The organism is Nocardioides marmotae, assembly GCF_013177455.1.
In the GTDB taxonomy this organism is placed as follows: Bacteria; Actinomycetota; Actinomycetes; order Propionibacteriales; family Nocardioidaceae; genus Nocardioides; species Nocardioides marmotae.
Genome location: NZ_CP053660.1, coordinates 3,394,762 through 3,421,626, shown reverse-complemented (window position 1 = coordinate 3,421,626; position 26,865 = coordinate 3,394,762). Strand labels below are relative to the sequence as shown.

Annotated in this window: 23 protein-coding genes; 11 read left to right on the top strand and 12 right to left on the bottom strand. The window is 73.1% G+C overall.

The genetic code is table 11. From position 1 onward, the window contains the following. Nucleotides 1-115 precede the first annotated feature (115 nt). From HPC71_RS16290 to HPC71_RS16275, 4 genes are read right to left on the bottom strand one after another with little or no spacing between them, the layout of a single operon-like run. The gene (locus tag HPC71_RS16290) at nucleotides 116-1,177 is read right to left on the bottom strand and encodes a WD40 repeat domain-containing protein (RefSeq protein ID WP_154614757.1); all 1,062 of its coding nucleotides are present in this window, start codon (nucleotides 1,175-1,177) and stop codon (nucleotides 116-118) included. After that, nucleotides 1,174-1,734, bottom strand: a complete 561-nt coding sequence (locus HPC71_RS16285) for a DUF4919 domain-containing protein (protein ID WP_216656440.1) — start codon at nucleotides 1,732-1,734, stop codon at nucleotides 1,174-1,176. The genes HPC71_RS16290 and HPC71_RS16285 overlap by 4 nt, the downstream gene beginning before the upstream one ends. Further along, nucleotides 1,731-2,819 carry a DUF1289 domain-containing protein gene (locus HPC71_RS16280; RefSeq protein WP_154614758.1) on the bottom strand — a complete coding sequence of 363 codons (1,089 nt, stop codon included), beginning with the start codon at nucleotides 2,817-2,819 and terminating at the stop codon, nucleotides 1,731-1,733. The genes HPC71_RS16285 and HPC71_RS16280 overlap by 4 nt, the downstream gene beginning before the upstream one ends. Then, nucleotides 2,816-3,130 (bottom strand): hypothetical protein, encoded by a 315-nt coding sequence (locus HPC71_RS16275; protein ID WP_154614759.1) that lies wholly within the window; start codon nucleotides 3,128-3,130, stop codon nucleotides 2,816-2,818. The genes HPC71_RS16280 and HPC71_RS16275 overlap by 4 nt, the downstream gene beginning before the upstream one ends. A gap of 163 nt (nucleotides 3,131-3,293) precedes the next feature. Between HPC71_RS16275 and HPC71_RS16270 the strand changes: the two genes are divergently transcribed. Both HPC71_RS16270 and HPC71_RS16265 read left to right on the top strand, forming a co-directional pair. Further along, a complete protein-coding gene (locus HPC71_RS16270; protein ID WP_253943749.1) occupies nucleotides 3,294-4,277 on the top strand; it encodes a glycosyltransferase family 2 protein in 984 nt (327 codons plus the stop codon). Further along, the gene (locus tag HPC71_RS16265; protein WP_171896930.1) at nucleotides 4,274-5,188 is read left to right on the top strand and encodes a glycosyltransferase family 2 protein; all 915 of its coding nucleotides are present in this window, start codon (nucleotides 4,274-4,276) and stop codon (nucleotides 5,186-5,188) included. The genes HPC71_RS16270 and HPC71_RS16265 overlap by 4 nt, the downstream gene beginning before the upstream one ends. Before the next feature lie 46 nt (nucleotides 5,189-5,234). Here HPC71_RS16265 and HPC71_RS16260 read toward each other — a convergent pair whose 3' ends face one another. From HPC71_RS16260 to arfA, 5 genes are read right to left on the bottom strand one after another with little or no spacing between them, the layout of a single operon-like run. Next, on the bottom strand, nucleotides 5,235-6,752 hold the full coding sequence (locus HPC71_RS16260; protein WP_154614761.1) for a hypothetical protein: 1,518 nt from the start codon (nucleotides 6,750-6,752) through the stop codon (nucleotides 5,235-5,237). Further along, nucleotides 6,749-7,576 (bottom strand): carbohydrate ABC transporter permease, encoded by an 828-nt coding sequence (locus HPC71_RS16255; protein WP_154614762.1) that lies wholly within the window; start codon nucleotides 7,574-7,576, stop codon nucleotides 6,749-6,751. The genes HPC71_RS16260 and HPC71_RS16255 overlap by 4 nt, the downstream gene beginning before the upstream one ends. Then, complete coding sequence (locus HPC71_RS16250) at nucleotides 7,573-8,556, bottom strand: carbohydrate ABC transporter permease (protein ID WP_154614763.1); 984 nt, start codon at nucleotides 8,554-8,556, stop codon at nucleotides 7,573-7,575. Before HPC71_RS16250 ends, HPC71_RS16255 begins: the two co-directional genes overlap by 4 nt. 1 nt (nucleotide 8,557) lies before the next feature. Beyond that, nucleotides 8,558-9,898: an ABC transporter substrate-binding protein gene (locus HPC71_RS16245; protein ID WP_154614764.1), complete on the bottom strand. Its 1,341-nt coding sequence runs from the start codon at nucleotides 9,896-9,898 to the stop codon at nucleotides 8,558-8,560. A 30-nt stretch (nucleotides 9,899-9,928) separates the two neighbouring features. After that, the gene (gene arfA, locus HPC71_RS16240) at nucleotides 9,929-11,449 is read right to left on the bottom strand and encodes an arabinosylfuranosidase ArfA (RefSeq protein WP_253943748.1); all 1,521 of its coding nucleotides are present in this window, start codon (nucleotides 11,447-11,449) and stop codon (nucleotides 9,929-9,931) included. 107 nt (nucleotides 11,450-11,556) lie between these two features. Here arfA and HPC71_RS16235 point away from each other — a divergent pair, with 107 nt between their 5' ends. Further along, nucleotides 11,557-12,630 carry a LacI family DNA-binding transcriptional regulator gene (locus HPC71_RS16235; RefSeq protein WP_154614765.1) on the top strand — a complete coding sequence of 358 codons (1,074 nt, stop codon included), beginning with the start codon at nucleotides 11,557-11,559 and terminating at the stop codon, nucleotides 12,628-12,630. On the opposite strand, the gene HPC71_RS16230 is transcribed toward HPC71_RS16235, so the two are convergent. After that, a complete protein-coding gene (locus HPC71_RS16230; RefSeq protein ID WP_154614766.1) occupies nucleotides 12,611-14,566 on the bottom strand; it encodes a glycoside hydrolase family 43 protein in 1,956 nt (651 codons plus the stop codon). The two genes, HPC71_RS16235 and HPC71_RS16230, sit on opposite strands and share 20 nt — an antisense overlap. Nucleotides 14,567-14,648: 82 nt before the next feature. Here HPC71_RS16230 and HPC71_RS16225 point away from each other — a divergent pair, with 82 nt between their 5' ends. The 6 genes from HPC71_RS16225 (at nucleotide 14,649) to HPC71_RS16200 (ending at nucleotide 23,751) form a co-directional block, all read left to right on the top strand. Then, on the top strand, nucleotides 14,649-15,485 hold the full coding sequence (locus HPC71_RS16225; RefSeq protein WP_154614767.1) for a phytanoyl-CoA dioxygenase family protein: 837 nt from the start codon (nucleotides 14,649-14,651) through the stop codon (nucleotides 15,483-15,485). A 62-nt stretch (nucleotides 15,486-15,547) separates the two neighbouring features. Then, nucleotides 15,548-16,747 (top strand): UDP-galactopyranose mutase, encoded by a 1,200-nt coding sequence (glf, locus tag HPC71_RS16220; protein ID WP_171896929.1) that lies wholly within the window; start codon nucleotides 15,548-15,550, stop codon nucleotides 16,745-16,747. After that, entirely contained in the window at nucleotides 16,744-18,786 is a 2,043-nt protein-coding gene (locus tag HPC71_RS16215; protein ID WP_154614768.1) for a glycosyltransferase, read from the top strand. The genes glf and HPC71_RS16215 overlap by 4 nt, the downstream gene beginning before the upstream one ends. Then, complete coding sequence (locus HPC71_RS16210) at nucleotides 18,783-19,670, top strand: ABC transporter permease (RefSeq protein ID WP_154614769.1); 888 nt, start codon at nucleotides 18,783-18,785, stop codon at nucleotides 19,668-19,670. Before HPC71_RS16215 ends, HPC71_RS16210 begins: the two co-directional genes overlap by 4 nt. Next, nucleotides 19,667-20,467 carry an ABC transporter ATP-binding protein gene (locus HPC71_RS16205; protein ID WP_253943746.1) on the top strand — a complete coding sequence of 267 codons (801 nt, stop codon included), beginning with the start codon at nucleotides 19,667-19,669 and terminating at the stop codon, nucleotides 20,465-20,467. Before HPC71_RS16210 ends, HPC71_RS16205 begins: the two co-directional genes overlap by 4 nt. 380 nt (nucleotides 20,468-20,847) lie before the next feature. Next, nucleotides 20,848-23,751: an FG-GAP-like repeat-containing protein gene (locus tag HPC71_RS16200; protein WP_154614770.1), complete on the top strand. Its 2,904-nt coding sequence runs from the start codon at nucleotides 20,848-20,850 to the stop codon at nucleotides 23,749-23,751. A gap of 19 nt (nucleotides 23,752-23,770) precedes the next feature. Here HPC71_RS16200 and HPC71_RS16195 read toward each other — a convergent pair whose 3' ends face one another. Further along, the gene (locus HPC71_RS16195) at nucleotides 23,771-24,505 is read right to left on the bottom strand and encodes a TIGR03089 family protein (RefSeq protein ID WP_171896928.1); all 735 of its coding nucleotides are present in this window, start codon (nucleotides 24,503-24,505) and stop codon (nucleotides 23,771-23,773) included. 42 nt (nucleotides 24,506-24,547) lie between these two features. Here HPC71_RS16195 and HPC71_RS16190 point away from each other — a divergent pair, with 42 nt between their 5' ends. Both HPC71_RS16190 and HPC71_RS16185 read left to right on the top strand, forming a co-directional pair. Then, nucleotides 24,548-25,660 carry a mannose-1-phosphate guanylyltransferase gene (locus tag HPC71_RS16190; protein WP_154614771.1) on the top strand — a complete coding sequence of 371 codons (1,113 nt, stop codon included), beginning with the start codon at nucleotides 24,548-24,550 and terminating at the stop codon, nucleotides 25,658-25,660. Nucleotides 25,661-25,717: 57 nt separating this feature from the next. Beyond that, nucleotides 25,718-25,939: a hypothetical protein gene (locus tag HPC71_RS16185; protein WP_154614772.1), complete on the top strand. Its 222-nt coding sequence runs from the start codon at nucleotides 25,718-25,720 to the stop codon at nucleotides 25,937-25,939. 131 nt (nucleotides 25,940-26,070) lie between these two features. Here the strand turns inward: HPC71_RS16185 and HPC71_RS16180 are convergent, their stop codons facing one another. Then, entirely contained in the window at nucleotides 26,071-26,826 is a 756-nt protein-coding gene (locus HPC71_RS16180; RefSeq protein WP_171896927.1) for a DUF3105 domain-containing protein, read from the bottom strand. Nucleotides 26,827-26,865 lie beyond the last annotated feature (39 nt).

The window sequence follows — 26,865 nt, the reverse complement described above, 5'->3', positions numbered from 1 at the left end:
TTGTCGCCCGGGCCTGCCCGCCGTCGTCCGCCTCCGGCCCCGGTGCCTTGCTCGCGATCCGATCGTGTGGATCGCTCGCGGCTCGAGGTTGCTCGAGGAGGTGTGCCGTCGCTGCTCATTCCTCCGGCAGCTCGAACCTCCGACGCTCGCGACCGGTGCGCGCGTCGAGCGCGACCACGCCCTCGGTGCCGCTGACCGCCCACAGGGTCGAGCCGTCCGGCGACCACAGCACGCTGCGGGCCGGCTCGGCGAGGCCGCTCACGCGGCGGGGTGTCGCGTCCCCCGACACCGGCCAGAGCAGGACGTCCGCGTCGTCCTTCTGCGTCATCGCCAGGACCACGCCGTCGGGTGAGAAGGCGAGCCGGTAGGCCTGGACGCCCCCGGGATAGGTACGCAGCGGCTCACCCGTCGCGGTGTCCCACAGCGTCACCGTGGCGTCCGCGTCGGCCGCGCTCGTCGCCGTCGCCAGCAGCCGCCCGTCCGGTGAGTAGACGACGGTCTCCTGCGGGGGCGCGTCGAGGACCGCGACCTGCTCGCCCGAGGCCGGGTCCCACAGCTCGACGGGCTCGTCCGGGGCGGCGACCGCGAGCACGGAGCCGCCGGGTGAGAACGCGAGCTGGTCCGGAGCGTCGGAGGCGGTCTCCAGGGCCGCGCCGGCGGACCCGTCGTCGGTCGACCAGAGGCGGACCGTGCCGTCGGGGCCGGCGCTGGCGAGGACGCCGCCGGCTCCGAACGCCAGCGCCTGGATCCCCTCGGCCCCCTCGCCCGGCTCGACCTCGTCGTGACCGACGAGCGTCTGCGACACCTCGCCGGTCGCGGCGTCGAGCAGCTCGACGACCGGCCGGTTCGACTCCACCTCGCTGGTGGCCAGCAGCTCGCCGTCGGGCGACCACGCGACGACCCGCCCGCCGTCGTACGTCGTCCGGAGCGCGCCGGAGGCGGTGTCCCACACGCACAGCTCGTCGAGGCAGGGCGCGACGAGCCGCTCGCCGGCGGGGTCGGTGGCGGCCCAGTCGGCGACGACCAGCTGGCCGGGGACCCGGTCGACGTCACCGCTCAGGCCGGTGCCCGAGCCCCCCGGGTCGTCCTCCTCGCCGGAGCAGCCGGCGGTCGACGCGACGGCCGCGAGCGCCAGGACGCCCGCTGCGACGCCGGTCCAGTGCCTGCGCCGGGTCACCCGCGGACCCGGAGGGCGGTGACGTCGAACCACAGGTCACTGCCGTCGGAGCAGCGGAGCACGTCGAGGTCGCGGCCGCCGCGGGTGACGGTGCGCTGGCCGGCGGGGCGCAGGCCTCGCGAGCGCAGCACGTCGTACTCGTCGGAGACCCGCAGCACGCTGAACGGATGCTCCGGGGTGCCGTCACCGGTGGACGCGATCGAGGCGAGGGCGAGCCAGGCGCGGCCGCGCTCGATGCCCGCCCGCTCCGCGTCGCCGAGCCCGTCGTGGGCGGTGGCGAGGGCCAGGTGGGCCGAGGGGCTCAGGAACGCACCGGGCATCAGGTCGCGCACCGCCGCGACCACCTCCGCGTGCCGGCCGGCGGCGAGCAGCGGGCGCACCACGGTGGTGACGTCGAGTCCCGGGTCGAGCCCCGGGCTGCGGCGCACGGCGTCCCGGAGCCCGTCCAGGTCCGCGGCCGTGCGGCTGCGGGCGTACGCCGCCGCGAGCCCGGCCACCTCGTCGAGCGCCGAGGTGGACCGGCCGGCCGGAGGGGCTGTCGGGGGTGCGGGGGTCACCGGCTCGCCTCCTGCAGCTCCTCGAGCTCCTCACGGGTGAGGTCCTCGAGGTAGTCCTCGCCGGCCTCCCGGGCGTCGACCTCGACCGGCTGGTTGTAGTAGGCGTCGAAGTCGTCCTCCGCCTGCTTGTAGTCGTCGAAGTTCTCGGCCCACCGCTCGGCGTCGTCGCGGCTGACCCCCGGCGGCGGGTCCCACGGATCGTCCTTGATGCCGAGCCCGATGAGGCCGTCGTCGATCGGGTTGGGGTCGTTGTCGCGCGCCACCTCGTGCTGCATCCCGTGCCGCAGCTCGTGGGCGAGGGTGTTGATGATGTCGGGGTCGTCGAGCTCGTTGGAGTCCAGGTGCACGCTGCGGTCCTTGTCCCGGTAGAAGCCGTGTGAGTCCATGCTCGGGTCGTCGTCCACGCCGTCACCGTCCCGGTCCTCGAGGTCCTCGATGACGAGGTCGATGTCCTCGAGCCCGTACTCCTCCGCGAGGCGCGCCGTCATCTCCTCCAGCACCGCCCGCCGCTCCTCGTCGCTCATCTGTTCCCACTCGCGCCGCGCCAGGGGGTCGACGACCCCCTGCGGTCCCGCGTCGGCGAACGCGTCGTCGGGTCGGGCGTCCTCCAGTGCGCTGTCGATCTCGAGTGCCTCGGTGAGGACCTGCCCCACCCGTTCCACGAGCGCGTCGAGCAGCCTCATGCGCTGCTGGGACCACGCGTCCGCCTGCCGCGGCGTCTCGAACGTGCGCGGCGTCGCGATGTCGACGACCGATCCGTCGCCGTTGACGGCGAACTCCTGGGTCTTCGCGTCGTGCTCGACCTGGACGATCACCTCCTCGAGCGCGGAGACGCGCACCTCGGCACGGAGGACGGCCTTCGCATAGGTCCGTGCCCCCTCGACGTGCTCCTCCATGATCGAGACCAGCGACCGCTGCTTGATGCGGGCCGCCCACGCGGAGAGCCCGACCAGCGAATCCGGGACCGCGCGGTCCCGGAGGTCGTCGTTCGCGCGTTCGAGGACCTTGACGTCCGCGACCAGGGCTTCCCCCGCCTCGGCGACCTTGGCCCCGGACCACCGCTTGACCTCCGACCAGGTCGTCACGACCCACCGCCCAGGTGGCCGCGGAACAGCTCGAAGAACCCGCGGGACCCGGAGTCGGTCTCCTTCGCGTCCTGCGTCAGCTTCTCGGTCGACTCGGCCAGGTCGTCGACCTCGTCGGCCCAGCCGCTCACGCCGTCCTCCCAGGCCGTGCCGAGCTGCGGCGCGGTCTGTGCGGTCGTGCTGCCCGGCAGCGCCGACCCGAGCGTCGACAGCGTGGCGGAACCGTCGTGGCTCCGCGCATCGCCCGCCGCGCCCTCCGAGGTGGCCGCCGCTGCGCCCATCTCGCTCGGTTCGAGCCCGAAGATCCCCATGGGGCGGGCATACCCGTCCAGCGTGGCCGGAAACGCGCGAGCCGGGCGCCCGTCGGGGACGGGGACTCCGACAACCCGCCCCCGCGGACGTCAGGCGAAGCGCGCACCCGCCTGCTTGCGTCCGCATGACGTCCGCAGCGGAGCGGCTCGTAGGGTGGCGCCCGTGAGCGACTCGAGCCGATTCCCCGCGGAGCAGCCGCCCCGGGTGGTGGCGGTGGTGGTGACCCACGACCGGATCGCGCTCCTGCAGCGGCTGGTCGAGCGGCTCGACGAGGTGGGCGCCCGGCCGGGCAGCCCGCTGGTCGAGGTGCTCGTGGTCGACAACGCCTCCACCGACGGCACGGGGGAGTGGCTCGCGGGGCTCACCGACCGCGAGATGCCCGACGAGCACGCGAGCACGCCGGTGCTCGGCCGGACCCTGGCCGAGAACACCGGCGGTGCCGGGGGCTTCCACGCCGGGCTGGGCTGGGCGGTCGAGCGCGGCGCGGACCTGGTCTGGCTGATGGACGACGACGGGCTGCCCGACCACGACTGCCTCGACCTGCTGCTGGAGCACCGCGGCGAGCTGGACTTCTGGGGCCCGGTCGTCGTCGACGAGGCCGACCCCGGCCGGCTGGTCTTCCCGATCCGGCTGCCCGGCGGCACCCGCGTGGTGCACCGGATGGCCGACGTCGCGGCGGCCGCGGACGAGGCGGGGCTGATCCGTGACGTGGTGATCCCGTTCAACGGGGTGCTGGTCACCCGCGAGCTGGTCGAGCGGATCGGCACCCCGCGTGAGGAGTTCTTCATCTGGGGCGACGACCACGAGTACCGGCTGCGCGCCGAGCGCGCGGGCGGGCGGATCGCGACGGTCGTCGGCGCGCGGGTGCTCCACCCGAGCGTCGGCGAGCTCGGCACCCCGATGATGGGCGGCCGGACGACGTACAACCACAGCCCGAGCGACCTCAAGCACTACTGCATGGCCCGCAACAACCTGCTCAACCTGCGGGAGTACCGCGGCTGGCCGCACGCGCTGGCGTTCGTCGCCAAGACGCTGTGGTTCTACACCGTGACCCGGCCGCAGCCGCGACGACTCGTGCTGAGCGCGCGGGCCTGGGTCGCGGCGCTGCGCGGCGACTTCACCGGCCACCGGAGGTTCCTGGGGTGAGCCCGCACGAGGCCCGCGAGACGGTCGCCGTCGTCGTGGTCACCTACAACCGCGCCGACCTGCTCGACCGGATGCTCGACGGGCTGGCCGCGCTGACCACCGCCCCCGACGTCGTCCTCGTCGTCGACAACGCCAGCACCGACCACACCCCGCAGGTGCTGGCGGCGCGGACCGAGCCCTGGCTGCGGGTCACCCGCACCGCGGAGAACCTCGGCGGCGCGGGCGGCTTCTCCCTCGGCGTGCGGCAGGCCTACGACGGCGGCTGGGATCGCATCTGGCTGATGGACGACGACGTGGTCCCGGCGCCGGACTGCCTCGACGTGCTGCTCGCCCAGGACGAGGACTGCCTGATGGCCGTCCGCGAGGACCGCTCCGGCCGGTTGTGCGAGAAGGCCGCGACCCGCTTTGACCTCACCCACCCGTGGGCGGTCAAGCCGAAGACCGCGATGGTCGAGACCGACTTCGGGACCCGCGCGGCGATGCCCGAGCGCGTCGAGCTGGAGAACGTCGCCTTCGAGGGCTTCATGTGCCGCCGCGGCGTCGTGACGCGGATCGGGCTGCCCGATCCGTCGTACTTCATCTTCTACGACGACGTCGACTTCGCCGTCCGCGCCCGCCGCGCCGGCTTCCGGATCTGGGCGGTCCGCGACGCGGTGCTCGTGCGGCAGCTCGACTTCGACCAGCAGCACGACCTGGCCGGCTGGAAGGGGTTCTACATGTACCGGAACCTCTTCGCCGTCCACTTCCGGTACGGCGAGAACGCGCTGGTCCGCGCCAAGCCGTGGCTGGTCGCGCTCGCGGTCGTCGTGCTCAGCCCGCTGCGCGGCGGGCGGGCCGAGGCCCGCAACGTGCTGCGCGCCCTGCGCGCGGCGCGGTCGATGCGGGCGCTGCCGCCCACGACCATCGACTGACACCGACTGACACCGCCTGACACCCCACCGGCCGCGGAGGCCCGGCTCACCGCGAGTGCAGCAGCACCACGTCGCCGTGCCCGCCGTAGCCCATCACCGGCTCGGCGAACTGGGTTCCTTCGAAGCTGATCATCCACCAGCCGCCGGCGGGGTCGGCGAGGAGCTGGGGGTGCGGGATGTTCGAGGGGTACGGCGCGTCGAGCCGCCCCACGCGGCGCCCGCCGAGGTCGAAGACCGGGTAGTGCCGGGCGTCGCCGTCGCTGGCGAGGAACCAGGTGGTGTCCTCGACGGTGGCGATGATCGGTCCCTCGGTCTGGTGCAGGTCGTCGGCGACCAGCACCGGCTCGAGGTCCTCGTGCCAGCGCGCCGCCCGGGTCCGCGCGAGCACGGGGTGGAAGTCGAAGGGGTCCTGCGAGGGGCTCTCGACGTACCCGACGTGCCAGGCGCCGTCGACCCGGGTGAACCCCGGGTCCCAGGTGCCCTGCTCGGTCGGCAGGGGCGTGCGCTCGTGGTCGAGCACGTGGACGCCGTGCAGCACGTCGGCGGTGGTCTCGGTGTGCCGCACGTGGATCGACCCGGGCTCGAAGTCGCCCCAGGAGCTGCTCGCCACCAGCCACCGGTCCCCGTCGCGGACGACCTGGCCGGCGTGGTCGCCGAGCACCAGGCCGTCGCGGCGGCTGAACAGCTGCCCCTCCAGCCGCATGTCGCGCGGGTCGGCGGGGTCGAGCGACCACACCGTCCAGTGCGCCTGCTGGAAGAACCCGAGCCCGGCGCAGGTCCAGGTGAGGTAGACCCGGCCGTCGCGCTCGTACGGCGTGCCGTCGGCGTGCTGGACCAGGTGCGGGTCGCGGAGCCCGGTCATCCCGAAGACGCCGGCGTCGACCTCGAGCGCGACGTCCTGGCCGGCCCAGGCGTACCGGTGCTCGGCCAGGACGTCCTCGCGCCGCAGGTCGACCAGGTCGGCGACCTTGGTGCGCTCGGTCAGCACCGGCTCCCAGCCCGCCCCGGTGTCGAGCAGCGCGGTCACCTGGTTCTCGCAGAGCGCGAACGCGAGGCCGAAGGTGCCGGTGGGGGAGCCGGCGGGGGAGACCGTGCGCCGGCGCAGGACCCGGGTGCGGCCCCCGGTGCGGACCTCGATCGTGACCCGGCCGGTCCGCGAGGACCAGCGGACGAGCACGTGCTCGCCGGCGGGGGTCGCCAGGCCCAGGGCCGCCGTGGCTCCCTCCCCGCCGGGCGTCACCCGCGCCTGCACGGCCGCGAACGGCGCCGGCGGCCCGCTGTCGTGGAGCCCGACGTCCCGCCCCCTGCCCGGCCCGGCGTCCGAGGGCCGCACGGCGTACCCCTCGAGCGCGGCGAAGCCGGGCGCCACCAGCGCGAAGGGACGGTGCTGGTCGGTGATCTGCAGCGACAGGTCGAAGATGGCGGCCTCCTGGGCGGTGGACGGTGCGGGAGCGGGCGAGGAGGTGGCGGGTCCGGCGTCGCGCACGGCGGTGCAGGCGGCGAGCGCTCCGGCGGCCGCCCCGACCAGGACGGCGCGGCGGCCGAGGACCGGTGGCCGGCTCACCCCTTGACGCCCGAGCGCGAGACCCCTTCGATGACGAAGCGCTGGGCGACCAGGTAGAGCAGCAGCACCGGCACGCTCGCGACGACCGCGCCTGCCATGAGCAGGTCGTAGCGCACGGCGTTGGCCGACTGCAGCGTCGAGAGGCCCGCCTGCAGCGTCTGGTTCTCCGGGCTGAACAGCACGTAGACCGGCCAGAGGAAGTCGTTCCAGTTGGTCAGGAACGACAGCAGGGCGAGCGTGGCCAGGGCCGGCTTGGACAGGGGCAGCACCACGCGGGTGAAGACCTGCCAGCGGTTCGCGCCGTCGAGGAACGCCGACTCCTCCAGCTCCCGGGGGAGACCGATGAAGAACTGCCGGAGGAAGAAGACGCCGAACGCGCTGGCCGCCGTCGGCACGATGATCGCCACGAGCGTGTCGAGCCAGTAGAGCCGGCCGACGATCTCGTAGTTGGGGATCACCAGGATCACCGGCGGGACGAACAGGGTGGAGACGATGAGCGCGAGGACGACGCGCTTGCCGCGGAACTCCAGCCGGGCCAGGGCGTAGGCCGCCAGTGCGGCGGTGACCACGACGAGCGCGGCGTTGGCCGTCGCGGCGAGCATCGAGTTGAGGAACCACCGGAAGACCGGGGTGTCGGTGGCGTCGAAGATCCGCTCGTAGGCCTGCAGCGAGAACGGGTTCGGCCACCACGTCGGCGGGGTCTGCACCGCCTCGCCGGGCGTCTTGAACGACGTGATGAGCACGAACAGCAGCGGGCTGACGAACAGCAGGGTGAGGACGACCAGCACCGTGTAGCGCAGGACCCGCCCCAGGCTCCCGGTCATGACTCGCTCACCTGCCCCCGGGCCCTGAAGACCGCGAAGACCACGACGGAGAGCAGCATCAGCGCCAGGGTGAGGATCCAGCTGGCGGCGGCCGCCTGGCCCATCTGGAAGTTCTGGAGCCCGGTCTCGGCGATGTAGAAGATCGCGGTCTGGGTCTCCCGCGCCGGCGCACCGTTGGTCATGATGAACGACTGCCCGAACATGTTCGCCGAGGCGATGACGGTCACCAGGGTCACGAACATCGTCACCGGCCGCAGCCCCGGCAGCGTGACGTGGCGGAACGACGCCCACCGGCTCGCGCCGTCGATCTCGGCCGCCTCGTAGAGCTCGCGCGGGATGTCCTGCAGCCCGGCGATGTAGATCACCGCGTTGAACCCGAGGGTCCACCACACGGTCACCCCGACCAGCGCCACCCACGCCGCGGGCACCGAGCTCAGCCAGGCGGTGTCGCCGGGGAGCCCGACGGCGTCGAGGTAGGAGTTGACCGCCCCGATGTTGCGGTCGAGCAGGAAGCGCCACATCACGCCGACGACCGCGACGCCGAGGACGTACGGCGCGAAGTAGATCGCCCGGAAGAGGTTGCGGCCGCGGAACTTCTCGTTCATCACCAGCGCGACCGCGAGCGGCACGACGATCAGCAGCGGGACGCTGAAGAGGGTGAAGATCCCGGTCGCCTGCATCGAGTTCCAGAACGGGTCGAAGGAGACCGAGTCGGGGTCGAAGAGGTCCGCGTAGTTGTCCAGGCCCACGAACGGCTTGCCGGGGAGGGTGAAGTCCCAGCTGTGCAGGCTGATCCAGATCCCCAGCACGATCGGCGCGAGCACGAAGGTCCCGAACAGCGCCAGGTACGGCGCCAGGAAGAGCCACGCGACCACGCCGTCGCCGCGGTGCCGGGCGACGCGGGGGGCGCGGGGGGCGCGGCCGCCGACCGCCTCCGCCGCGGCCGGCGGCGGGGCCGGGTTCGTGACCGGGGCGGCCATCTCAGCTCCCGTACCGCTCGAGGTTCTGCTGCATCATCTCGGTGGCGTTCGCCGCCTGCTTCGCGAGCGCCTCGGCGGGCGGGGTCGTGGCCAGCACGCCCTCGTTGACCGCGACCTCCAGGGTCGGGATCTGCACGTCGCCCAGGCCGGGGACGGCGGGCAGGAAGTGCAGCGCGTCGACCTGCTCGCGCAGTGCGTACTGCGGGGAGTCGGTGTACTTCGCCTCCTCGCGAGCGGCGTTGCGCGCGGGGATCATCCCGGCCTCGGACCACGAGGAGGACTGCTCCGACATCCACCCGATGAAGGTCTTGGCGGCGTTGGCGCGGTCGCTGTCCTCGGCCGCCTGCGCGGTCATGAAGAAGTTGTGGGAGTTGGCCCAGGCGGCCGGGGCGTCGCCGACGACGGGCAGCGCCGCGATGCCGTAGGGCAGGCCGGACTCCTCGAGGTCATTGATCTGCCAGATGCCGTCCCAGGTGATGGAGTTGTCGCCGTTCTTGAAGGCGGTGTACTGGGTGTCGATGTCGACGTTGTCGGGGCTGTAGCCCTTGTCGACCTGCTCGCGCATCCACGCCAGCGCGGCCTCGCCGGCCTCGTCGTCGTACGTCGCCGCGGAGCCGTCCTCGGCGTACGGCTCGCCGCCGAACTGCCAGAGCAGCGAGAGGAACATCAGGTGCGCCGGCCACTGGTTGGGCATCCAGAACGGGTTGGCGTAGCCGGCCTCCTGCAGCGCCTGGCACGCCTCGTCGAGGCTCTGGGCGTCGGTCGGCGGCTCGGAGATGCCGGCCTTCTCGAAGTGGTCGCGGTTGTAGTACATCGCCAGCGTGTGCACGTCGAGCGGCATCCCGTAGCGCTGGTCCTGGTAGACCGCGGGCGCCCAGACGGCCGGGGCGAAGTCGTCCTCCTGGAGGTCGAGGGCCTCGGCGAGGTCGTCGAGGGGGGAGATGACGCGGCGCGCGGCGTTGGTCGCGAGCTGGTCGATGTGCATCACGCCGACGTCAGGGCCCTTGCCGGCCTGGGCGGCGGCGGGCAGCCGCTGGTAGAAGTCGGCCCACTCGATGGTGTTGTTCTTCAGCGAGACGTTGTCGTGCTCGTCCATGAACCGGCCGACGAGGTCCTGCATGGCCGGGCCGTCGCCGCCGGTGAAGCCGTTCCAGTACGACAAGGTGACGTCGGGGCCGTCGTAGGCCTCGCCGGTGAAGCCGCCCACCCCCTCGGACTTCGAGCCGCCGGCCCCCTGGCCGCCGCCGCAGCCGGCGACCAGGAGCCCGCCTGCGGTGAGCGTGATGAAGCCCCGGCGGGAGAGGCCGCCCCGGGACGGGACGACGAGACGTGAGCGGTGCATGGGGTCCTCCTGGGCTGGCGGGTGGGCGGATCAGGGTTGCGGGGCGCCGGCGGGTTCGAGCCGCACGACGTTCCAGGACACGGGCGGGAGGACGACGGTGAGCCGGCCGTCCTCGAAGCGGGCCGTCGCGTTCGGGGCCGGGGCGACGGAGTGCTGGTCGGCAGCGGTGAGCGTGGAGCGGACGTCGTCGGCGGCGAGGGTGGTCGCGGCGACCAGCCGGTGGCCGGCGAAGGCGCGGGCGTCGGCGCGGACGGTGAGCGGCTCGTCGGTCGAGCGGTTGACGGCGAGCACGGTGAGTGCGCCGGTCTCGATGTCGTGGGTGGCGGTCGCGTCGAGGAGCGGGACCTCGCCGTGCTCGGCGGTGTCGTAGCAGCCGACCTGCGGCTCGACCCGGAGCACCTCGCCGCGGGCGTGGCGGGCGGCCTGGGCGAAGGGGTGGAAGATCGTCTGCCGCCAGGCGGGCCCGCCGGCCTCGGTGCGGATCGGCGCGATGACGTTGACCAGCTGGGCCTGGCAGGCGAGCCGCACGCGGTCGGCGTGCCGCAGCAGGGTGATCAGCATGCTGCCGACGACCGCGGCGTCGGCGACGTCGTAGGTGTCCTCGATCAGTGGGCGGGCCTCGGCCCACTCCAGCGAGGCCTCGCCCGGGAACCGCGACTGGTACCAGACGTTCCACTCATCGACCGAGACCCCGAGCCGCTTGCGCGACCTCAGCCGGGCGCCGACGTGGTCGGCGGTCGCGACGACCGCGTCGATGGCCCGGTCCAGCCCGACCCCGCTGGCGAGGTGGTCGCCCAGGGTCCGGCCGAGCGGGTCCTGGTAGCTGTGCAGGGAGACGTGGTCGACCACGTCGTAGCACTCGGCGAGGACCGTTGCCTCCCAGCTGGCGAAGGTCGGCATCGAGCTGTGGGAGCTGCCGCAGGCCACGAGCTCGATCCGAGGGTCGACCCGGCGCATCGCGTGCCCGGTCTCGGCGGCCAGGCGGCCGTACTCCCACGCGGTCTTCTGGCCGATCTGCCAGGGCCCGTCGAGCTCGTTGCCCAGGCACCAGACCCGGATGTCGTGGGGCCGCTCGGCGCCGTGGGCGCGGCGCAGGTCCGACCAGGCGGTGCCGCCGGGGTGGTTGCAGTACTCCAGGAGCTCGACGGCCTCGCGAACCCCGCGCGTGCCGAGGTTGACCGCCATCATCGGCTCGGTGCCGGCCGCGCGGCACCAGGCGACGAACTCGTCGACGCCGACCTGGTTGCTCTCCCAGGAGCGCCAGGCGAGGTCGAGGCGGCGCGGGCGGCCCTCGCGCGGCCCGATGCCGTCCTCCCACCGGTAGCCGGAGACGAAGTTCCCGCCGGGGTAGCGCACGACCGTCGGGCCGAGCTCGCGGACCAGGTCCAGGACGTCCCCGCGGAACCCGAGGTCGTCGGCGGTGGGGTGGTCGGGCTCGTGGATGCCGGTGTAGACGCAGCGCCCCATGTGCTCGACGAAGGAGCCGAACAGGCGCCGGTCGACGACGCCGATCCGGAAGCTCGGGTCGAGGGTCAGGGTGGCGTAGGTCACACCGTGGTTCTACAACGTTGTCTTCAACGTTGTAAACCCCGTCGGCGGGGTCCCGGCGCCTCTAGGGTTCGAGCCGCCGGGAGCAGGCCACGGACAGGAGGTGGGTCATGCCCGTACGGCTCAAGGACGTCGCGGCGCGCGCCGGGGTGTCGGTCAAGACGGTCAGCAACGTCGTCAACGGCTACGTCCACGTCTCCGGGGACACGCGCGCCCGGGTGCAGGCGGTGCTCGACGAGATGGGCTACCGGCCCAACGTCACGGCCCGCAACCTGCGGGCGGGGCGGGTGGGCGTGATCGCGCTGGCCGTGCCCGAGCTCGACAACCCCTACTTCGCCGAGCTGGCCGGCCACGTCATGGAGGCCGCCGAGGAGCACGGCTGGACCGTCCTGGTCGACCAGACCGACGGGCGGGCCGAGCGCGAGCGGGACGTGCTCGCGGGCTTCCGCCACCACCTCATCGACGGGCTGATCATGAGCCCCTTCGCGCTCACCGCCGAGGAGCTCGCCGCGCCGGCCGACCACACGGTGCCGGTCGTGCTGCTGGGCGAGAAGGTCTGGGACGGCCCCGCCGACCACGTCGCCATCGACAACGTCGCAGCCGCGCGGGCCGCGACCGAGCACCTGCTCGCCCTCGGTCGCCGCCGCGTCGCGCTCGTGGGCCACCAGGTCGACGGCCCCGGGGGCGACTCCGGCGTGGCCCGGCTGCGCCGGCGCGGCTGGGAGCTCGCGCTGGCCGAGGCCGGCCTGCAGCCCGACGAGGCGCTCGTCGGCGTGGTCGGGGACTTCGGCCGCAGCCACGGGTACGCCGCGATGGCGGCGCTGCTGGACGGCGGCGCCCGCCCGGACGCCGTCTTCTGCTTCAACGACACCCTCGCCCTCGGCGTCCTCCGCGCGCTGGTCGACCGCGGGCTCGCGGTCCCCGAGGACGTCGCGGTGATCGGCGTCGACGACGTCGAGGAGACCCGCTGGTCGGTGCCGCGGCTGAGCTCGGTCGCTCCGGACAAGCGGGCCATCGCCCGCACGGCGGTCGCGATGCTCGCCGAGAGGATCGGCCCCGAGGGCCGCCGGCCGGCCCCGCGGGACGTGCGGGCCGGCTTCGCGGTGGTCGCCCGGGAGTCGACCGTGGGGGCGGCGGAGGGCCACCCCCACGGTCCCGGCGGGGTCAGCGGCGGGACCCGCTGAGCTCGGAGGTCCGCACCTCCAGGAACCGCGCGGTGTAGCCCTCGCCGCCCATCGCGACCAGGCCGATCCGGCTGTCCGGGCCGAGGTCGTGGGTCCAGGTGCCGCCGCGGACCCACCGGCCGCCGTCGCTGCGGGTGAACGCGGTGTAGTGGTCGGGCCCGGGGCGACGGTCGACCACGACGCGCAGCCAGGTCTCCTCGCCCGGCGCGCCGACGACCCCGTTGCCGTAGCGCGGGAGGTCGGGGTCGGTCGCGTCCGGCGGCACCTCCGTGGCCCACTCGGTCTGCCGGGTCTCCCAGATCGAGACGTGGGCGAGCTTGAGGTAGCGGTCGTCGTCGCCGTAGAGGACCACGCCGGCCTGCACGAAGTTCTGGCAGCAGCCCTCCGGCGGCAGGTCGAGGAGCACCCGCGCCTCCACCACGTGGTCGCCCCGCGGCGCCGGCCGGGTGAGCACCGAGGCGGTGTTCACCTCGCGGGCCAGGTCGCCTGCCTGGGTGGCCCAGCGCAGGGCGCCGCCCTCGACGGCGTACGTCGCCGGGTCGGGCTCGCGCACCCACGTCCAGGCGGGGTCCAGGCCGTCAGTGAAGTCGTCGGAGAAGGCCGCCAGCGGACGGCCGGGCCGCAGCGGCGCGGGCGGGCCCGGCTCGCGCGAGCCGCGGTCGCCGCGCCGGGTGACCGGCGCCGGCTCCGGGCCGTCGGAGGCCCAGCGGCCCGACCGCACCTCCGGCCAGCCCTCGCGCCAGGTCAGCCGGTCGAGCAGCGCGGGGCGCTTGGTGAAGCCGGGGTCGGTGGCGAAGTACGGGTCGTCCCGGTCGACGGCGTGGTAGATCGTCCACCACTGGCCGGCGGCGTCGGTGAGGACGGTGTTGTGCCCGACGCCGAGCCACCGGTTGCCGTTCGGGAGCAGCACGGGGGAGCCGCCGACCCGTCCTGCGAGCAGGCTGCGGCCGTCGCGGTCGACGAAGGGCCCGAGCGGGCTGCGCGAGCGGCCGGAGAAGACGCCGTACGACGTCAGCGGGCCGTTGCAGCAGTTCGTGGCCGAGGCGAACAGGTGGTACCAGCCGTCTCTCCTCACCACGGTCGTGCCCTCGTAGCGGTTGCCGATGGCGACCATCGTGGGGGAGCCGGTCGTGGTGATCCCGTCGCGGCCGAAGGCGATCCGGGTGGCGTGCAGGCCGCCGTAGTAGCTGCCGTAGTAGAGCACCGAGGTCGCGCCGACGGCGTCGCCGAGGACGTCGGGGTCGAACGTCCAGAAGAACGCGCAGTCGGCCTCGGGGTCGGGCCGCGGCGGCACGACCGGGCTGTCGGAGACCGTCCACGGGCCGGTGGGGCTGGTGCTGGTGGCGACGCCGATCGCGCTGTCGCCGGTCGACGGGCAGGCGTCGGGGCCGCGCAACGCGTCGTCGGTGTCGGTGACGACGAAGGTCAGGTAGTAGCGCCGGGTCGCCTCGGACCAGACCACGTCGGGGGCCCAGAGGCCGGCGCCCTCGGCGGCCCAGGTGGGCGGCTCCGGCAGCGCGTCGCCGACGTAGGTCCAGTGGACCAGGTCGCGCGAGCGCATCATCGGGACCGGGTGGAACCGCAGCGCGCCGGTCTCGTCGAGGTCCTCGTCGTTCAGCGGGTCGGTGGTGCAGTAGAGGTACCAGTGCGGGTCGCCGCGCTGCTGGCCGCGCAGGACGGCGGGGTCGGCGCAGCTGTCCACGGTGCCGTCGCCGGGCACCCGCGGGGCGAGCGGGTTGCGGTAGCGGTCCGCACCACCCCGGCCAGCGGTGGTGCTCGCGGTGGTGCTCGCGGTGGTGCTCGCGGTGGTGGTGCCGGCCGGGTCGGCGGAGGCGGGGGCGGAGGTGGCGACCCCCGTCGTGAGCGCGGCGGGGAGCACCAGCGCGAGCAGCAGCATCAGGAGGGACCTCGTCGTCCCGGCGGTCTGGGGGGCCATGCTTTACAACGTTGCAACACCGGTGTGACGATGGCAACACCCACCGGCGAGTCGCCCCGATCCGGCCCCAGGAGGCTCCGCCATGCCCACCCCGGCCCAGCTCGACGTCCCGATCGACATGGGGGCGATCGCCGCGACGCTCCACCGCGACGGGCTCCTGGGGTGTCCCGGGGCGTTCGCGGTCGACTGGGTCGACCGGCTGCGCGAGGACGTCGAGGCGGCGTACGCCGAGGCCCGGGCGCGCGAGGGCGGCGCCGTGGGGCGCGGGCCGCAGCGGTGGTACGTCGAGGTGCACCCCGAGGCGCTGCGGGGCTTCGCCGACCTGGTCGACCACCCCTGGGTGCAGGCGGTCTGCGAGACGGTGCTCGGCCCGGAGTGGATGGTCGTCGAGGTCGGCTTCGACGTGCCGTTCCCCGGCGCGCGCGACCAGCCGTGGCACCGCGACTTCCCGAGCCCGCGGGAGACCTGGGAGGGCGGCCGGCTGACCTCGCTGGCCTTCAACCTGACCTGCGTCGACACGGTCGAGGAGATGGGCCCCTTCGAGGTCGCGCCCGGCACGCACTGGGAGCGCGGGGAGGACTTCGAGCACGGCATGTTCCCGCCGCGCAGCGACCACCCCCGGCTGCAGGAGGCGGCGGTGCGGAAGTACCCCCGGCGCGGTGACGTCTCGGTGCGGTCCGCGCTCACCCTGCACCGGGGCACCGCGAACGTCGGCGAGGCGTCGCGGCCGGTGCTGGTGCTGGGCGTCGACGCGCCGGGCGCGGGCCACGCCGACCTCCACGACCTCGCCGTCACCGCGGCGTACCGGGAGGCCCTGCCGGCGGCGGTCCGCGACCATCTCGACTGCCGGGTCGTCGACCGGCTCGTGCCGATCGTCCAGAAGCACACCATCGAGGGGCTGGTGATGGGGGAGGAGTGAGGCCCGCCTCCCCGGCGCGGGCGGTTCGGGGGAGCTCGGTCGCGTCCGTAGACTGACCGACCGTGTCCTCCCCTGATCCGAGCTCCGCATCCACGCCCGACCTCGTCGTCGTCGGTTCCGGCTTCTTCGGCCTGACCATCGCCGAGCGCTGCGCGAACGAGCTGGGCCTCCGGGTGCTCGTGCTGGAGCGGCGTGACCACATCGGAGGCAACGCCTACTCCGAGATCGACCCCGAGACCGGCATCGAGGTGCACGTCTACGGCACGCACCTCTTCCACACCTCCAACACCAAGGTGTGGGAGTACGTCAACCGGTTCACCGATTTCACCAGCTACCAGCACCGGGTCTTCGCGAAGTACCAGGGGCAGGTCTACTCCTTCCCGATGAACCTGGGCCTGATCAACCAGTTCTTCGGCAAGAGCCACACCCCCGACGAGGCCCGCGCGCTCATCGCCGAGCAGGCCAGCGAGATCCGCACCGAGGACGCCCAGAACCTCGAGGAGAAGGCGATCTCGCTCATCGGCCGCCCGCTCTACGAGGCGTTCGTCAAGGGCTACACCGCCAAGCAGTGGCAGACCGACCCCAAGGAGCTGAGCGCGGACATCATCACGCGCCTCCCGGTCCGCTACACCTTCGACAACCGCTACTTCAACGACACCTACGAGGGCCTCCCGGTCGACGGCTACACCGCCTGGCTGACCCGGATGGCCGACCACCCCAACATCGAGGTGCGCCTCGGGACCGACTTCCTGGCCGTCGCCGAGGAGTACAAGGGCAAGGTCCCGGTCGTCTACACCGGCCCGGTCGATGAGTACTTCGGGCACTCCGAGGGCCGGTTGTCGTGGCGGACCATCGACCTCGAGCGCGAGACCGTCGACGTCGACGACTACCAGGGCACCGGCGTGGTCAACGCCAACGACGAGGACGTGCCGTGGACCCGGGTGCTGGAGTTCAAGCACCTCCACCCCGAGCGGACCTACCTGCCCGGCAAGTCGATCGTCGTCCACGAGTACAGCCGCTTCGCCGAGGAGGGCGACGAGCCGTACTACCCGGTCAACACCGCCGCGGACCGCGAGAAGCTGCTGCGCTACCGCGAGCTGGCCAAGGCCGAGCCGATGGTCCTCTTCGGGGGCCGCCTGGGCACCTACCAGTACCTCGACATGCACATGGCGATCGGCTCGGCGCTGTCGATGTTCGAGAACAAGCTGCGTCCGCACTTCGCGGACGGCACGCCGCTGACCAGCGGAGGAGTCGACGCATGACCACCACCCCCGCGAGCCCCACGGGCGCGACCGCCCGCCGCCTGCTGCAGCGCCAGATCCTCCCGGTCGACCGGGACTCCGACGTCCTCGCGCTCTACGTCGACCCCGAGGACGCCAAGCTCGACGCCGACAAGTACGAGGTCGGCAGCAACCGGTCGGCCCAGGCGCTCAACAACGCCGCGATCCGGCAGTCGACCTCCACCGGCCGCACGCTGCACCCCGACCAGATCGAGTCGCGCACCGCGCTGCGGGTCAAGTCCGGCGACCGGCTCTCCTTCGGCACCTACTTCAACGCCTTCCCCGCCAGCTACTGGCGGCGCTGGACGGTCGTCGACTCGGTCACCCTCACCGTCACGGTCCGCGGCAGCGGCGCGTCGGTGATCGTCTACAAGTCCATGGCGCGCGGCAACTCCCAGCGCGTGGACATCGCCGAGACGACCGAGGTCGGCAGCAGCACCTTCAGCTTCGACCTCACCCTCAAGCCGTTCGTCGACGGCGGTTGGTACTGGTACGACGTCGTGGCCGGCGACGAGGACGTCGTCGTGGAGTCCGCCGAGTGGACCGCCGAGGTCCCGGCCGACCGGGCCGAGCACGGCACCGTCGACATCGCGATCACCACGATGAACCGCCCCGACTTCTGCGCCGACCTGCTCGTGCAGATCGGCGAGGACGAGACGCTGCGGCCCTACCTCGACACGGTGATGGTCATGGAGCAGGGCACCGACCCGGTGTCCGGCTCGGCGTCCTTCCCGCGGGCCCGGGAGGCCCTCGGCGGGGTGCTGCGGGTCATCGAGCAGGGCAACCTCGGCGGCTCCGGCGGCTACGCCCGGGGCCAGCTGGAGTCGGTGCGCAAGGGCACGGCGACGTACACGCTGATGATGGACGACGACGTGGTCTGCGAGCCCGAGGGCATCGTCCGCGCGATCACCTTCGCCGACCTGGCCCGCCGCCCCACGATCGTGGGCGGCCACATGTTCAACATCTACTCCCGCTCGCGGCTGCACAGCTTCGGCGAGGTCGTCCAGCCGTGGCGGTTCTGGTGGCAGTCGGCCCCCGACACCCAGACCGACTGGGACTTCGCCGGGCGCAACCTGCGCTCGAGCCGCTGGCTGCACAAGCGCATCGACGTGGACTTCAACGGCTGGTTCATGTGCCTGGTCCCGCGGGTCGTGCTCGAGCAGGTGGGGCTCTCCCTGCCGCTGTTCATCAAGTGGGACGACTCGGAGTTCGGGCTGCGCGCCAAGCAGGCCGGCTTCCCGACCGTCACCTTCCCCGGCGCGGCGGTCTGGCACGTGCCGTGGACCGACAAGAACGACGCCCTGGACTGGCAGGCCTACTTCCACCACCGCAACCGGTTGGTCGCGGCGCTGCTCCACTCGCCGTACCCCCGCGGCGGCCGGATGGTCCGCGAGAGCCTCAACCACCAGATCGCGCACCTGGTCTCGATGCAGTACTCCACCGCCGAGCTGCGCCTGCTCGCGATGGAGGACGTGCTGGCCGGCCCGGCCGGGCTGCACGCGATGCTCCCGACCCGGCTCGCGGAGGTCAACGCGCTGCGCAAGCAGTTCCCCGACGCCCAGCTCCAGGCCGACCCCGACGCGTTCCCCTCGGTGCGCCGCAGCAAGCCGCCGCGCAAGGGCCGTGACGCCTCGGAGATCCCCGGCCGGCTCTCCACGCTGATCAGCGCTGGGCTCCAGCCGCTGCGCCAGCTCAAGCCCCCGCGCGCGCTGGCCCAGGAGCACCCCGAGGCCGAGATCCGCGCGATGGACGCCAAGTGGTACCGCCTCGGCACGCTCGACTCCGCCATCGTCTCGATGAACGACGGCACGTCGGCGGCCTTCTACCGCCGCGACCCCGAGAAGTTCCGCGAGCTGACCAGGCGGACGGTCGAGATGCACGAGCGGTACCGCCGTGAGTGGCCGCGGCTCGCCGAGGAGTACCGCGCGGCGCTGGGCGAGATCACCTCGCCCGAGGCGTGGGAGCGGACCTTCGCGCCCTGGCAGGAGCAGGAGCAGCCCACCCAGCAGGGCGAGCGATGACGGAGGCCGGCCGGGCGCGCCTGGTCGACGCGCCGCTCGCTCCGCCCGCGCCCACCGCGGGCCTGATCGACGTCCTGGGCCGCCGCTACCTGCTCAAGCTGCTGGTACGCCGCGAGATCAGCGCGCGCTACCAGGGCTCGTTCCTCGGGTTGCTGTGGTCCTACATCAACCCGCTGACCCAGCTGTTCATCTTCTGGTTCGTCTTCGGCTACATCATCGGGCGCGGCACCGTTGAGAACTACGCGGTGCACGTCTTCTGCGGGCTGATCGTCGTCCACTTCTTCACCGAGACCTTCAACGCCGGCACGCGCTCGATCGTGCGGAACAAGGCGTTGGTCCGGAAGATGGCGATCCCCAAGGAGATGTTCCCGGTCGCCTCGATGCTGGTCTCGCTCTACCACGTCGGCCCGCAGCTGGTGATCCTGCTGGTGGTCTGCCTGGTCACCGGATGGACCCCCGACCCGGTGGGGATGCTGGCCTTCGTGCTGGCGCTGTCGGTCATCGCCGTGCTCGGCACCGCGCTCGCGCTGATCTTCAGCGCGGCCAACGTGTTCTTCCGCGACTTCGCCAGCGCCGTCACGATCCTGACCAACTTCGTCCGCTTCGGCGTGCCGATGATCTACCCCTACAGCCTCGTCGACGATCGCTTCGGCCGGTTCGCGGAGTTCTACCTGCTCAACCCGATCGCCGACGCGGTGCTCCTCGTCCAGCGGGCGTTCTGGGTCGGGACCACCTCCGATCCCGACGAGACCATCGCCGAGCAGATCCCCGACGGCCTGCTGCTCTACGGCGTCGGTGCCCTGCTCGGCTCGATCCTGCTGCTCGGGGTGGGTCAGCTGATCTTCTCGCGGCTGGAGAACAAGATCCCGGAGCGGCTGTCGTGACCGATCCCGCGGCGTACCCCGCCGACACCTCGATCGTGGTCGACCACGTCAGCAAGGACTTCACGCTGCGCTACCACCGCACCGCCAAGCAGATGGCGGTCGCGATGGTCAAGGGCCGCAACCTCAGCGACACCTTCTCCGCGCTCGAGGACGTCTCCTTCACCGTCCAGCAGGGCGAGTCGATCGGCCTGATGGGTCTCAACGGGTCGGGCAAGAGCACGCTGCTCAAGCTGATCAACGGCGTGATGAAGCCCGACACCGGCACCGTGCTGACCCGCGGCCGGATCGCCGGGCTCATCGCGACCGGCGCCGGCTTCCACCCGCAGCTGACCGGCCGGGAGAACGTCTTCCTCAACGCCGCCATCCTCGGCATGACCGAGGCCGAGACGAACCGGAAGTTCGACTCGATCGTGGAGTTCGCCGACATCGGCCGGTTCCTCGAGACGCCGGTCGGCAACTACTCCTCGGGCATGTTCGCCCGGCTCGGATTCGCGGTGGCCATCCACGTCGACTCCGACATCTTCCTCGCCGACGAGGTGCTCGCGGTGGGGGACCGGCCCTTCAAGCGCAAGTGCATGGAGAAGATGCAGGAGATCCGCGAGTCCGGGCGGACCCTCGTCTACGTCAGCCACGCCGCCGGCTCGGTCCGCAAGATGTGCGACCGCGTGATCGTGCTGGAGAAGGGCCGCGTCGGCTTCGACGGCCCCGTCGACGAGGGCATCCGCTACGTCAAGTACGACGACGACAACCAGCGCGCCGAGGACCAGGAGGACGACGAGCTCGGCTCGGACGTCTGACCCACCCCTCTCGCCCCCTTTTTTCGCCGAGTCGGCACTTCTGGCGGCTCGAGTGCGCACTTCTGGTCGGTACGCCGACCGGAAGTGCCGACTCGGCGCGCCGGAAGTGCCGATTCGGCGCGCCGCAAGTGCCGATTCGGCGCGCCGCAAGTGCGGTTTCGGCATGCAGGAAGTGCGGACTCGGCGATGTCGGGGCTCGGCGTGTCGCCGCCGCGGGGAGGCCTACACCGGGCATCCTCGGCTTGACAAATCTGGAAAGTGGCGGCGTGTCGAGTGGAAATTACACCGTTGTAGTTACTCACGGACTCTTCCGATCGGCCTGTGACGCATGTGAAAGTTGCGCCCTGTGTGAACTTCCCCCGCACGAAGAACAGGTCGCCATGTCCAGGTCGAAGGACCGTTTCGTCACCGGTTGCCAGCAGCTGCTGGCCCTCGGGACGGTGCTCGCCGTGCTCACTCCGGCGGCCGGCGTGCTGTCCCTCGACGTGGTGCACGAGGCGCCCAGCAGCGGCGCCGGGCTCGGCCTGGGGGAGAGCAACGGCGTCTCGGTCACCGGCCGGCTCTCGTCGTACTCCGCCGAGCAGACGCACACCTCGGTCGTGCCGGCCGAGGTCGTCGACCCGGTGGTCACCGAGTACGCGCTGACCGCCCCCGCGAACGGCCGCGGCGCCGCCGGCGCCCTGCACGCCCGCACCCGGGTCACCGGGCCGCGGGCCGAGGTCGTCGCCGCCCCGCAGCCGGTCACCGGTTACGGCGCGGTCGGCGTGACCTGGCGGTCGGGGCAGGCGATCGCCGACGACGCGATCTCCTTCGAGGTCCGCACCGAGACCGACGGCGCCTGGACCGGCTGGTCGGAGATGGCCTACCACGACGAGCACGGCCCCGACCCGGACAGCGCCGAGGCGCGGCGCGCCCGCCCGGGCACCGACGAGATGTTCGTCGGCGAGGTCGACCGGGTGCAGGTGCGGGTCCGCTCCGAGGCCGGCGTGCCCGACGACCTGCGGCTCGCCGTGGTCGACCCGGGCCACGCGGGCGTCGTCGCCCGGGAACGCCCGGCGCTGCACGCGACCGGCGGCTCCGCGGCGACCACCACCCCGGCCGTGAAGCGCGCGACCACGGCCGCTGGGCGCGCGTCCACCACCGGGGGCACCGGCGGCGCGCTGGCGCTCCGCGCGGCGACGTACACGCCCCGCCCGGTGATCTACTCCCGCGCCCAGTGGGGCGCCAACGAGGCGCTGCGCGGGAAGAGCGCGCCGTCCTACCACGAGGTCCACGCCGGCTTCGTCCACCACACGGTCAACGCCAACGGCTACACGCGGGCCGAGGTGCCGGGGATCCTGCGCAGCATCTACGCCTACCACACGCAGTCGCGGGGCTGGTCCGACGTGGGCTACAACTTCCTCGTCGACCGCTTCGGCCGGATCTGGGAGGGCCGCTACGGCGGGATCGACCGCCCGGTCGTCGGCGCCCACACGCTCGGCTACAACGAGAACTCCTTCGCGATGTCGGCGATCGGCAACTTCGAGACCGCCAAGCCGAGCAGCGCGATGGTCCAGGCCTACGGCGCGCTGTTCGCCTGGAAGCTCTCCCTGCACGGGGTCGACGCGGTCTCCTCGAGCCAGGTCGTGGGTCGGCGGTCCTTCCGTGCGATCAACGGCCACCGCGACGCCGGCTCGACCGCCTGCCCCGGTCGCCACCTCTACGCGCTGGTGCCGCAGATCCGCGAGCTGGCCGGGCAGGCGCAGACCGGGTGGGCCGGGCGGGAGCGCGAGTCCGACCTGGTCGGCACCCCGCACCCCGACCTGCTGGTCCGAAACGCCACCGACAAGCTGGCCTACCTCATCCCCACCGGCGGGCTGACCGCCTTCCGCGCCGCCCGCCCCGTGGCCACCGGCTGGTCCGCCGCCGACGCGGCCGCCGGCGCGACGGCGGTCGTCTCGCCCGACCTCACCGGCGACGGCCGCGCCGATCTCGTCGTCCGCCGTGCCGACGGCACCGCGCAGGTGCGGGCCGGCGCCGGCAGCGGCGGCTTCGCACCCACCGGCACGACGGTGCCCGGGACCGCGGGCCGCGACCTGCTCATCCCCGCCGGCGACCTCGACGGCGACGGCCGCCACGACCTCGTCGCCCGCACGGCCGACGGCCGCCTCGACCTGTTCCTCGGGACCGGCACCGGCACCGGCTTCACCCGCCGTGCCGGGACCACCGGCTGGGCCGGCTACGACCTTCTCGTGGGTCCCGGCGACGTCGACGGCGACGGTCGGGCCGACCTGCTGGCCCGCGACGCCGCCGGCAAGCTCTGGCTGCACCGCGGCTCCGCCGGGCTCGACCCCGCCACCCGCACCGCGCTGGGTGGGTCGTGGCGCCAGTTCGCCTCGATCACCGCGGGCGGAGACCTCGACCGCGACGGCCGCGCCGACCTGTTCGTGCAGCGCGCCGACAACGGCAACGGCTTCGTCCGGCCCGGCCGCGGCGACGGCACCTTCGGCAGCGCCATCGGCCCGGTCAAGCGGACCGCCGGCCTGACCGGGGTCACCGCCGGCGGCGACCTGCTCGGCGACGCGACCCCCGACCTCGTCGGCCGCCGCGGCGACGCCCTGGTCGTGCTGGAGAACGCCGGCACCTTCGACACCACCGCCGCGGTCCCCACCGGCGTCAACCTCCGCAACGCCGACCTGCTGCTCAGCGTCGGCGACTGGGACCGCGACGGCTTCGGCGACATGGTCACCCGCAACAAGACGACCGGCGCGCTCTCGCTGCGCCGCGGCGACGGCACCGGCCGGTTCACCAAGGCCACCCAGCTCGGGAAGGGCTTCGCCGGCGTCGGCCTGCTCACGGCCGCCGGCGACGTGACCGGCGACGGCTGGCCCGACCTGCTCGGCCAGCCGGCCGGGGGAGCGATGCGGGTCTACCCGGGCAAGGGCCTCGACGGCCTCGCGGCGTCGTACGTCGTGCGCTCGCGGGTCGCGGCCACCCAGCACCTCGCCGTGGGCCGCTGGGACGCCGACGGCGCCCCGGACAGCCTGTTCCGGGTCGGCGACAAGCTGACGCTCTATCCCGGCAACGGCCCCGGCGGCCTGACGACTCCGCGGGCGCTGGGCACCGACGTGTCCGCCTACGACTGGCTGGTCGGCGTCAGCGACGTCCAGCTCACCGGCCACGCCGACGTGATCGCGCGCAGCAAGGCCGACGGGAAGCTGTGGCTGCTGCCCGGCACGACCACCGGCTTCGGCGCGCGGCGGCTGATCGGCGAGGGCGCGGGGGTCTACGACCTGGTCGGCTGAGGGACGTGGTCCCCGGTGGTCAGGCGGGGAAGCGGGCGGTGGCGCGCTCGGCGGCGTACGTCGCCTCGACGCGCTCCCGGTCGGCGTTGACCACGAGGACCAGCGAGCCGCTCCGTGCGAGCGGCTCGGTGAAGGTGGCGAGGCCTGGTGGGGAAGCCGGGTTCGCCTCCGAGAGGAGCCGGCCGCCGTCGGTGAGGAGACTCCCGGCGGCGGCCGCGCTCCACAGCGCGCCCTGGGTCGTGGCGACCCCGTCGACCACGACGGCGGCGTCGTCGTCCTGCGGCGGGTCCCACGGGATGAAGGAGTCCGGCTGCGACCACACCTCCACGCCCACGTCGTGGACGCCGGCGGGCAGCGGGTCGGCGAAGCGGACGCCGAGGGGCCGCAGCGAGCAGGCCAGCACCGGTACGTCGCCGGCCCGGCCGGCCCAGCGGTCGAGCCCGTCGGGGCCGCACACGACCGCGTCGGGCTCCCGGCCGGGCTCGTCGGTCAGGGTGACGGCGAGCCCGGCGTTCCAGGCCGCGCCGAGGAAGACCGGGGCCAGCCAGTGGGCCGGCAGGTCGACGCGCAGGGTGTCGCCGCGCTCGAGGTCGTGCTCCTCGACGAGCAGGGAGGAGGCCTTGGCGACCCAGTTGGCGTACGTCGTCACCGACAGCTCCACCCGCTCGCCGGTCGCGTCGTCGTAGAACGTCACGAGCGGGCGGCCCGGCTCGCGGCGCAGCAGGTCGGCCAGGACGGCGGAGAAGGTCGTCACACCCGTCACCCTAGACACCGCCCGGCCCTAGGCTGCGGGGCCATGAGCCTCCCCGCGCCCACCGACCCGTCCGCGCTCGAGGGCTTCTGGGCCGTCATCCCCGCCGGCGGTGCCGGGACCCGCCTGTGGCCGCTGTCGCGGCGCACCTCCCCGAAGTTCCTGCGCGACCTCACCGGCAGCGGGCGCTCGCTGCTCCAGGAGACCCACGAGCGGCTCGCGCCGCTGGCCGAGGACCGGTTCCTCGTGGTCACCGGCCGCCCGCACCGCGACGCGGTCGCCGAGCAGCTGGCCGGCCTCGGCGACGACGCGATCCTCGCCGAGCCCTCGGCGCGGGACTCGATGGCGGCGATCGGGCTGGCCGCCGCCCTGCTCGAGCGGCGCGACCCCGATGCGGTGATGGGCTCCTTCGCCGCCGACCACGTGATCGCCGATCCCGAGGCGTTCCGCGCCTGCGTGCGGACCGCGGTCGAGGTCGCCCGCGAGGGCTGGCTGGTCACGCTGGGGATCGAGCCGACCTTCGCCTCCTCGGCCTTCGGCTACATCCACCTCGGCGAGGAGCTCCCCGGGCACCCGGGCGTCGCCACGGTCCAGGAGTTCGTCGAGAAGCCGTCGACGGACGTGGCGGCGGCGTACCTGGCGACCGGGCGGTACCGCTGGAACGCCGGCATGTTCGTCGTCCGCCCCACCGTGCTGCTCGACCTGCTCGGCACCTGGCACCCGGAGTTCGCGGCGGCGCTCCGCTCGATCGCCGCCGAGCCCGACCGGCTCGACGAGCTGTGGCCCGACCTGCCGAAGATCGCCCTGGACCACGCCGTCGCCGAGCCTGCCGCCGACGCCGGCCGCGTGGTCACCGTCCCCTCGACCTTCGGGTGGGACGACATCGGCGACTTCGACTCCCTGGCGACCCTGCTCGACGCGCTCCGTGACGAGGGCGGCTCGGTGACGGTGCTGGGCGACGACGCGCTCGTCCGCGCCGTCGACAGCACCGGCCTCGTCGTCCCCCGCTCGGAGCGGGTCGTGGCCGTCGTCGGCCTCGAGGACGTGGTCGTCGTGGACACCCCCGACGCGCTCCTCGTCACCACCCGCGCCCGCGCCCAGGAGGTCAAGGCGGTCGTCGCCGGGCTCACCGAGAGCGGCCGCACCGACCTCACCTGAGGACCGAATGCTGTGCGGAAGCCACGGGCGGGCGTTTCGAGGCGCATACTGGCAGGGATGTCTTCCTCTCGCCGAGCGCGGCCGCGCCATCTTGCCAGCAGTCCCTTCAAGCCCGAGCCCGAGCTCGTGCTGGAGGTCTTCGAGGTCGATGACCGCGTCTCCCACGACGCCCACGGCCTCGGCCGCGTCATCGCCGTCGACTCCTTCTGCGTCACCGTCAACTTCGGCGACCGCAACATCCGGGTCGCCCCGCCGTTCGCGAAGATGTCCAAGCTCTGACCTGAGCAGCTCCACCGAGCAGCTCCGCCGAGCAGCTCCGCCGAGCAGCTCCGCCGGGCCGCAGGTCCCGGTACGCCGACGGGCCGGCCCCTCCGCGAGGAGGGACCGGCCCGTCGGCGTACGAGCAGGCGTCACATGGCGCCGGGCTCGGGGGAGTCCATGTAGGGGTACTCGAGCATGAAGTCCTCGAGGGCCTCGCCCGAGGGGGCCGAGCAGTACTGCCACACGCCGACCTGGGTGGAGGTGTCGGAGACGTCGTTGCCGGCGCCGCCGATCGACCAGTGGGTGAGGGCGATGTGCTGACCGTCGGGGAACGGCTCGCCGTCCTCCTCGGTCCACGGGACGGCCTTGAACTTCAACCGCAGGTTCGAGGTGCCCTTGAACTTGGTCGCGATGCCGCGGATGTCGTCCATCATCTCGTCGTCGTTCGCGGCGGTCTCGTCGTACCAGAGGATCGTGTAGCCGTGCTCGAGGTTGTGCACGAGCGCCTCGATGGCCGGCCGGTCGCCCTCGGTGTAGAGCTTGCGCTCCATCGGGTCGGGCGCGACGTTCGCCTCGTTCCAGTGGGCGCCGAAGGCCGGGGGAGCGTCCTCGTACTGCACCGGCGTGCCGGTGGGGACGTGGTCCTGGTTGCCCGTGGCCTCGCGGGTGGTGATGTCCTGGCAGGCCGACGCCGGCGCGCCGATGGAGGAGACCTCGATGTCGTTGAACTTGCGCAGGTCCCACCAGTCCTTGACCGGCTGGTACGCCGCGGCACCGATGAGGAGGATGGCCACCAGCGAGCAGACACCGACGATCGCGAAGCCACGGCGCTTGTCGGCGCCCTTCTGCTTCTTGCGGATCGAGTCGATGACCGCCTGGCGGTCGTTCTTGGCAGGCTTGGCCACGGTTCGGGTTTCCTCGCGGTGGGTACGGCGGTCGGGGTT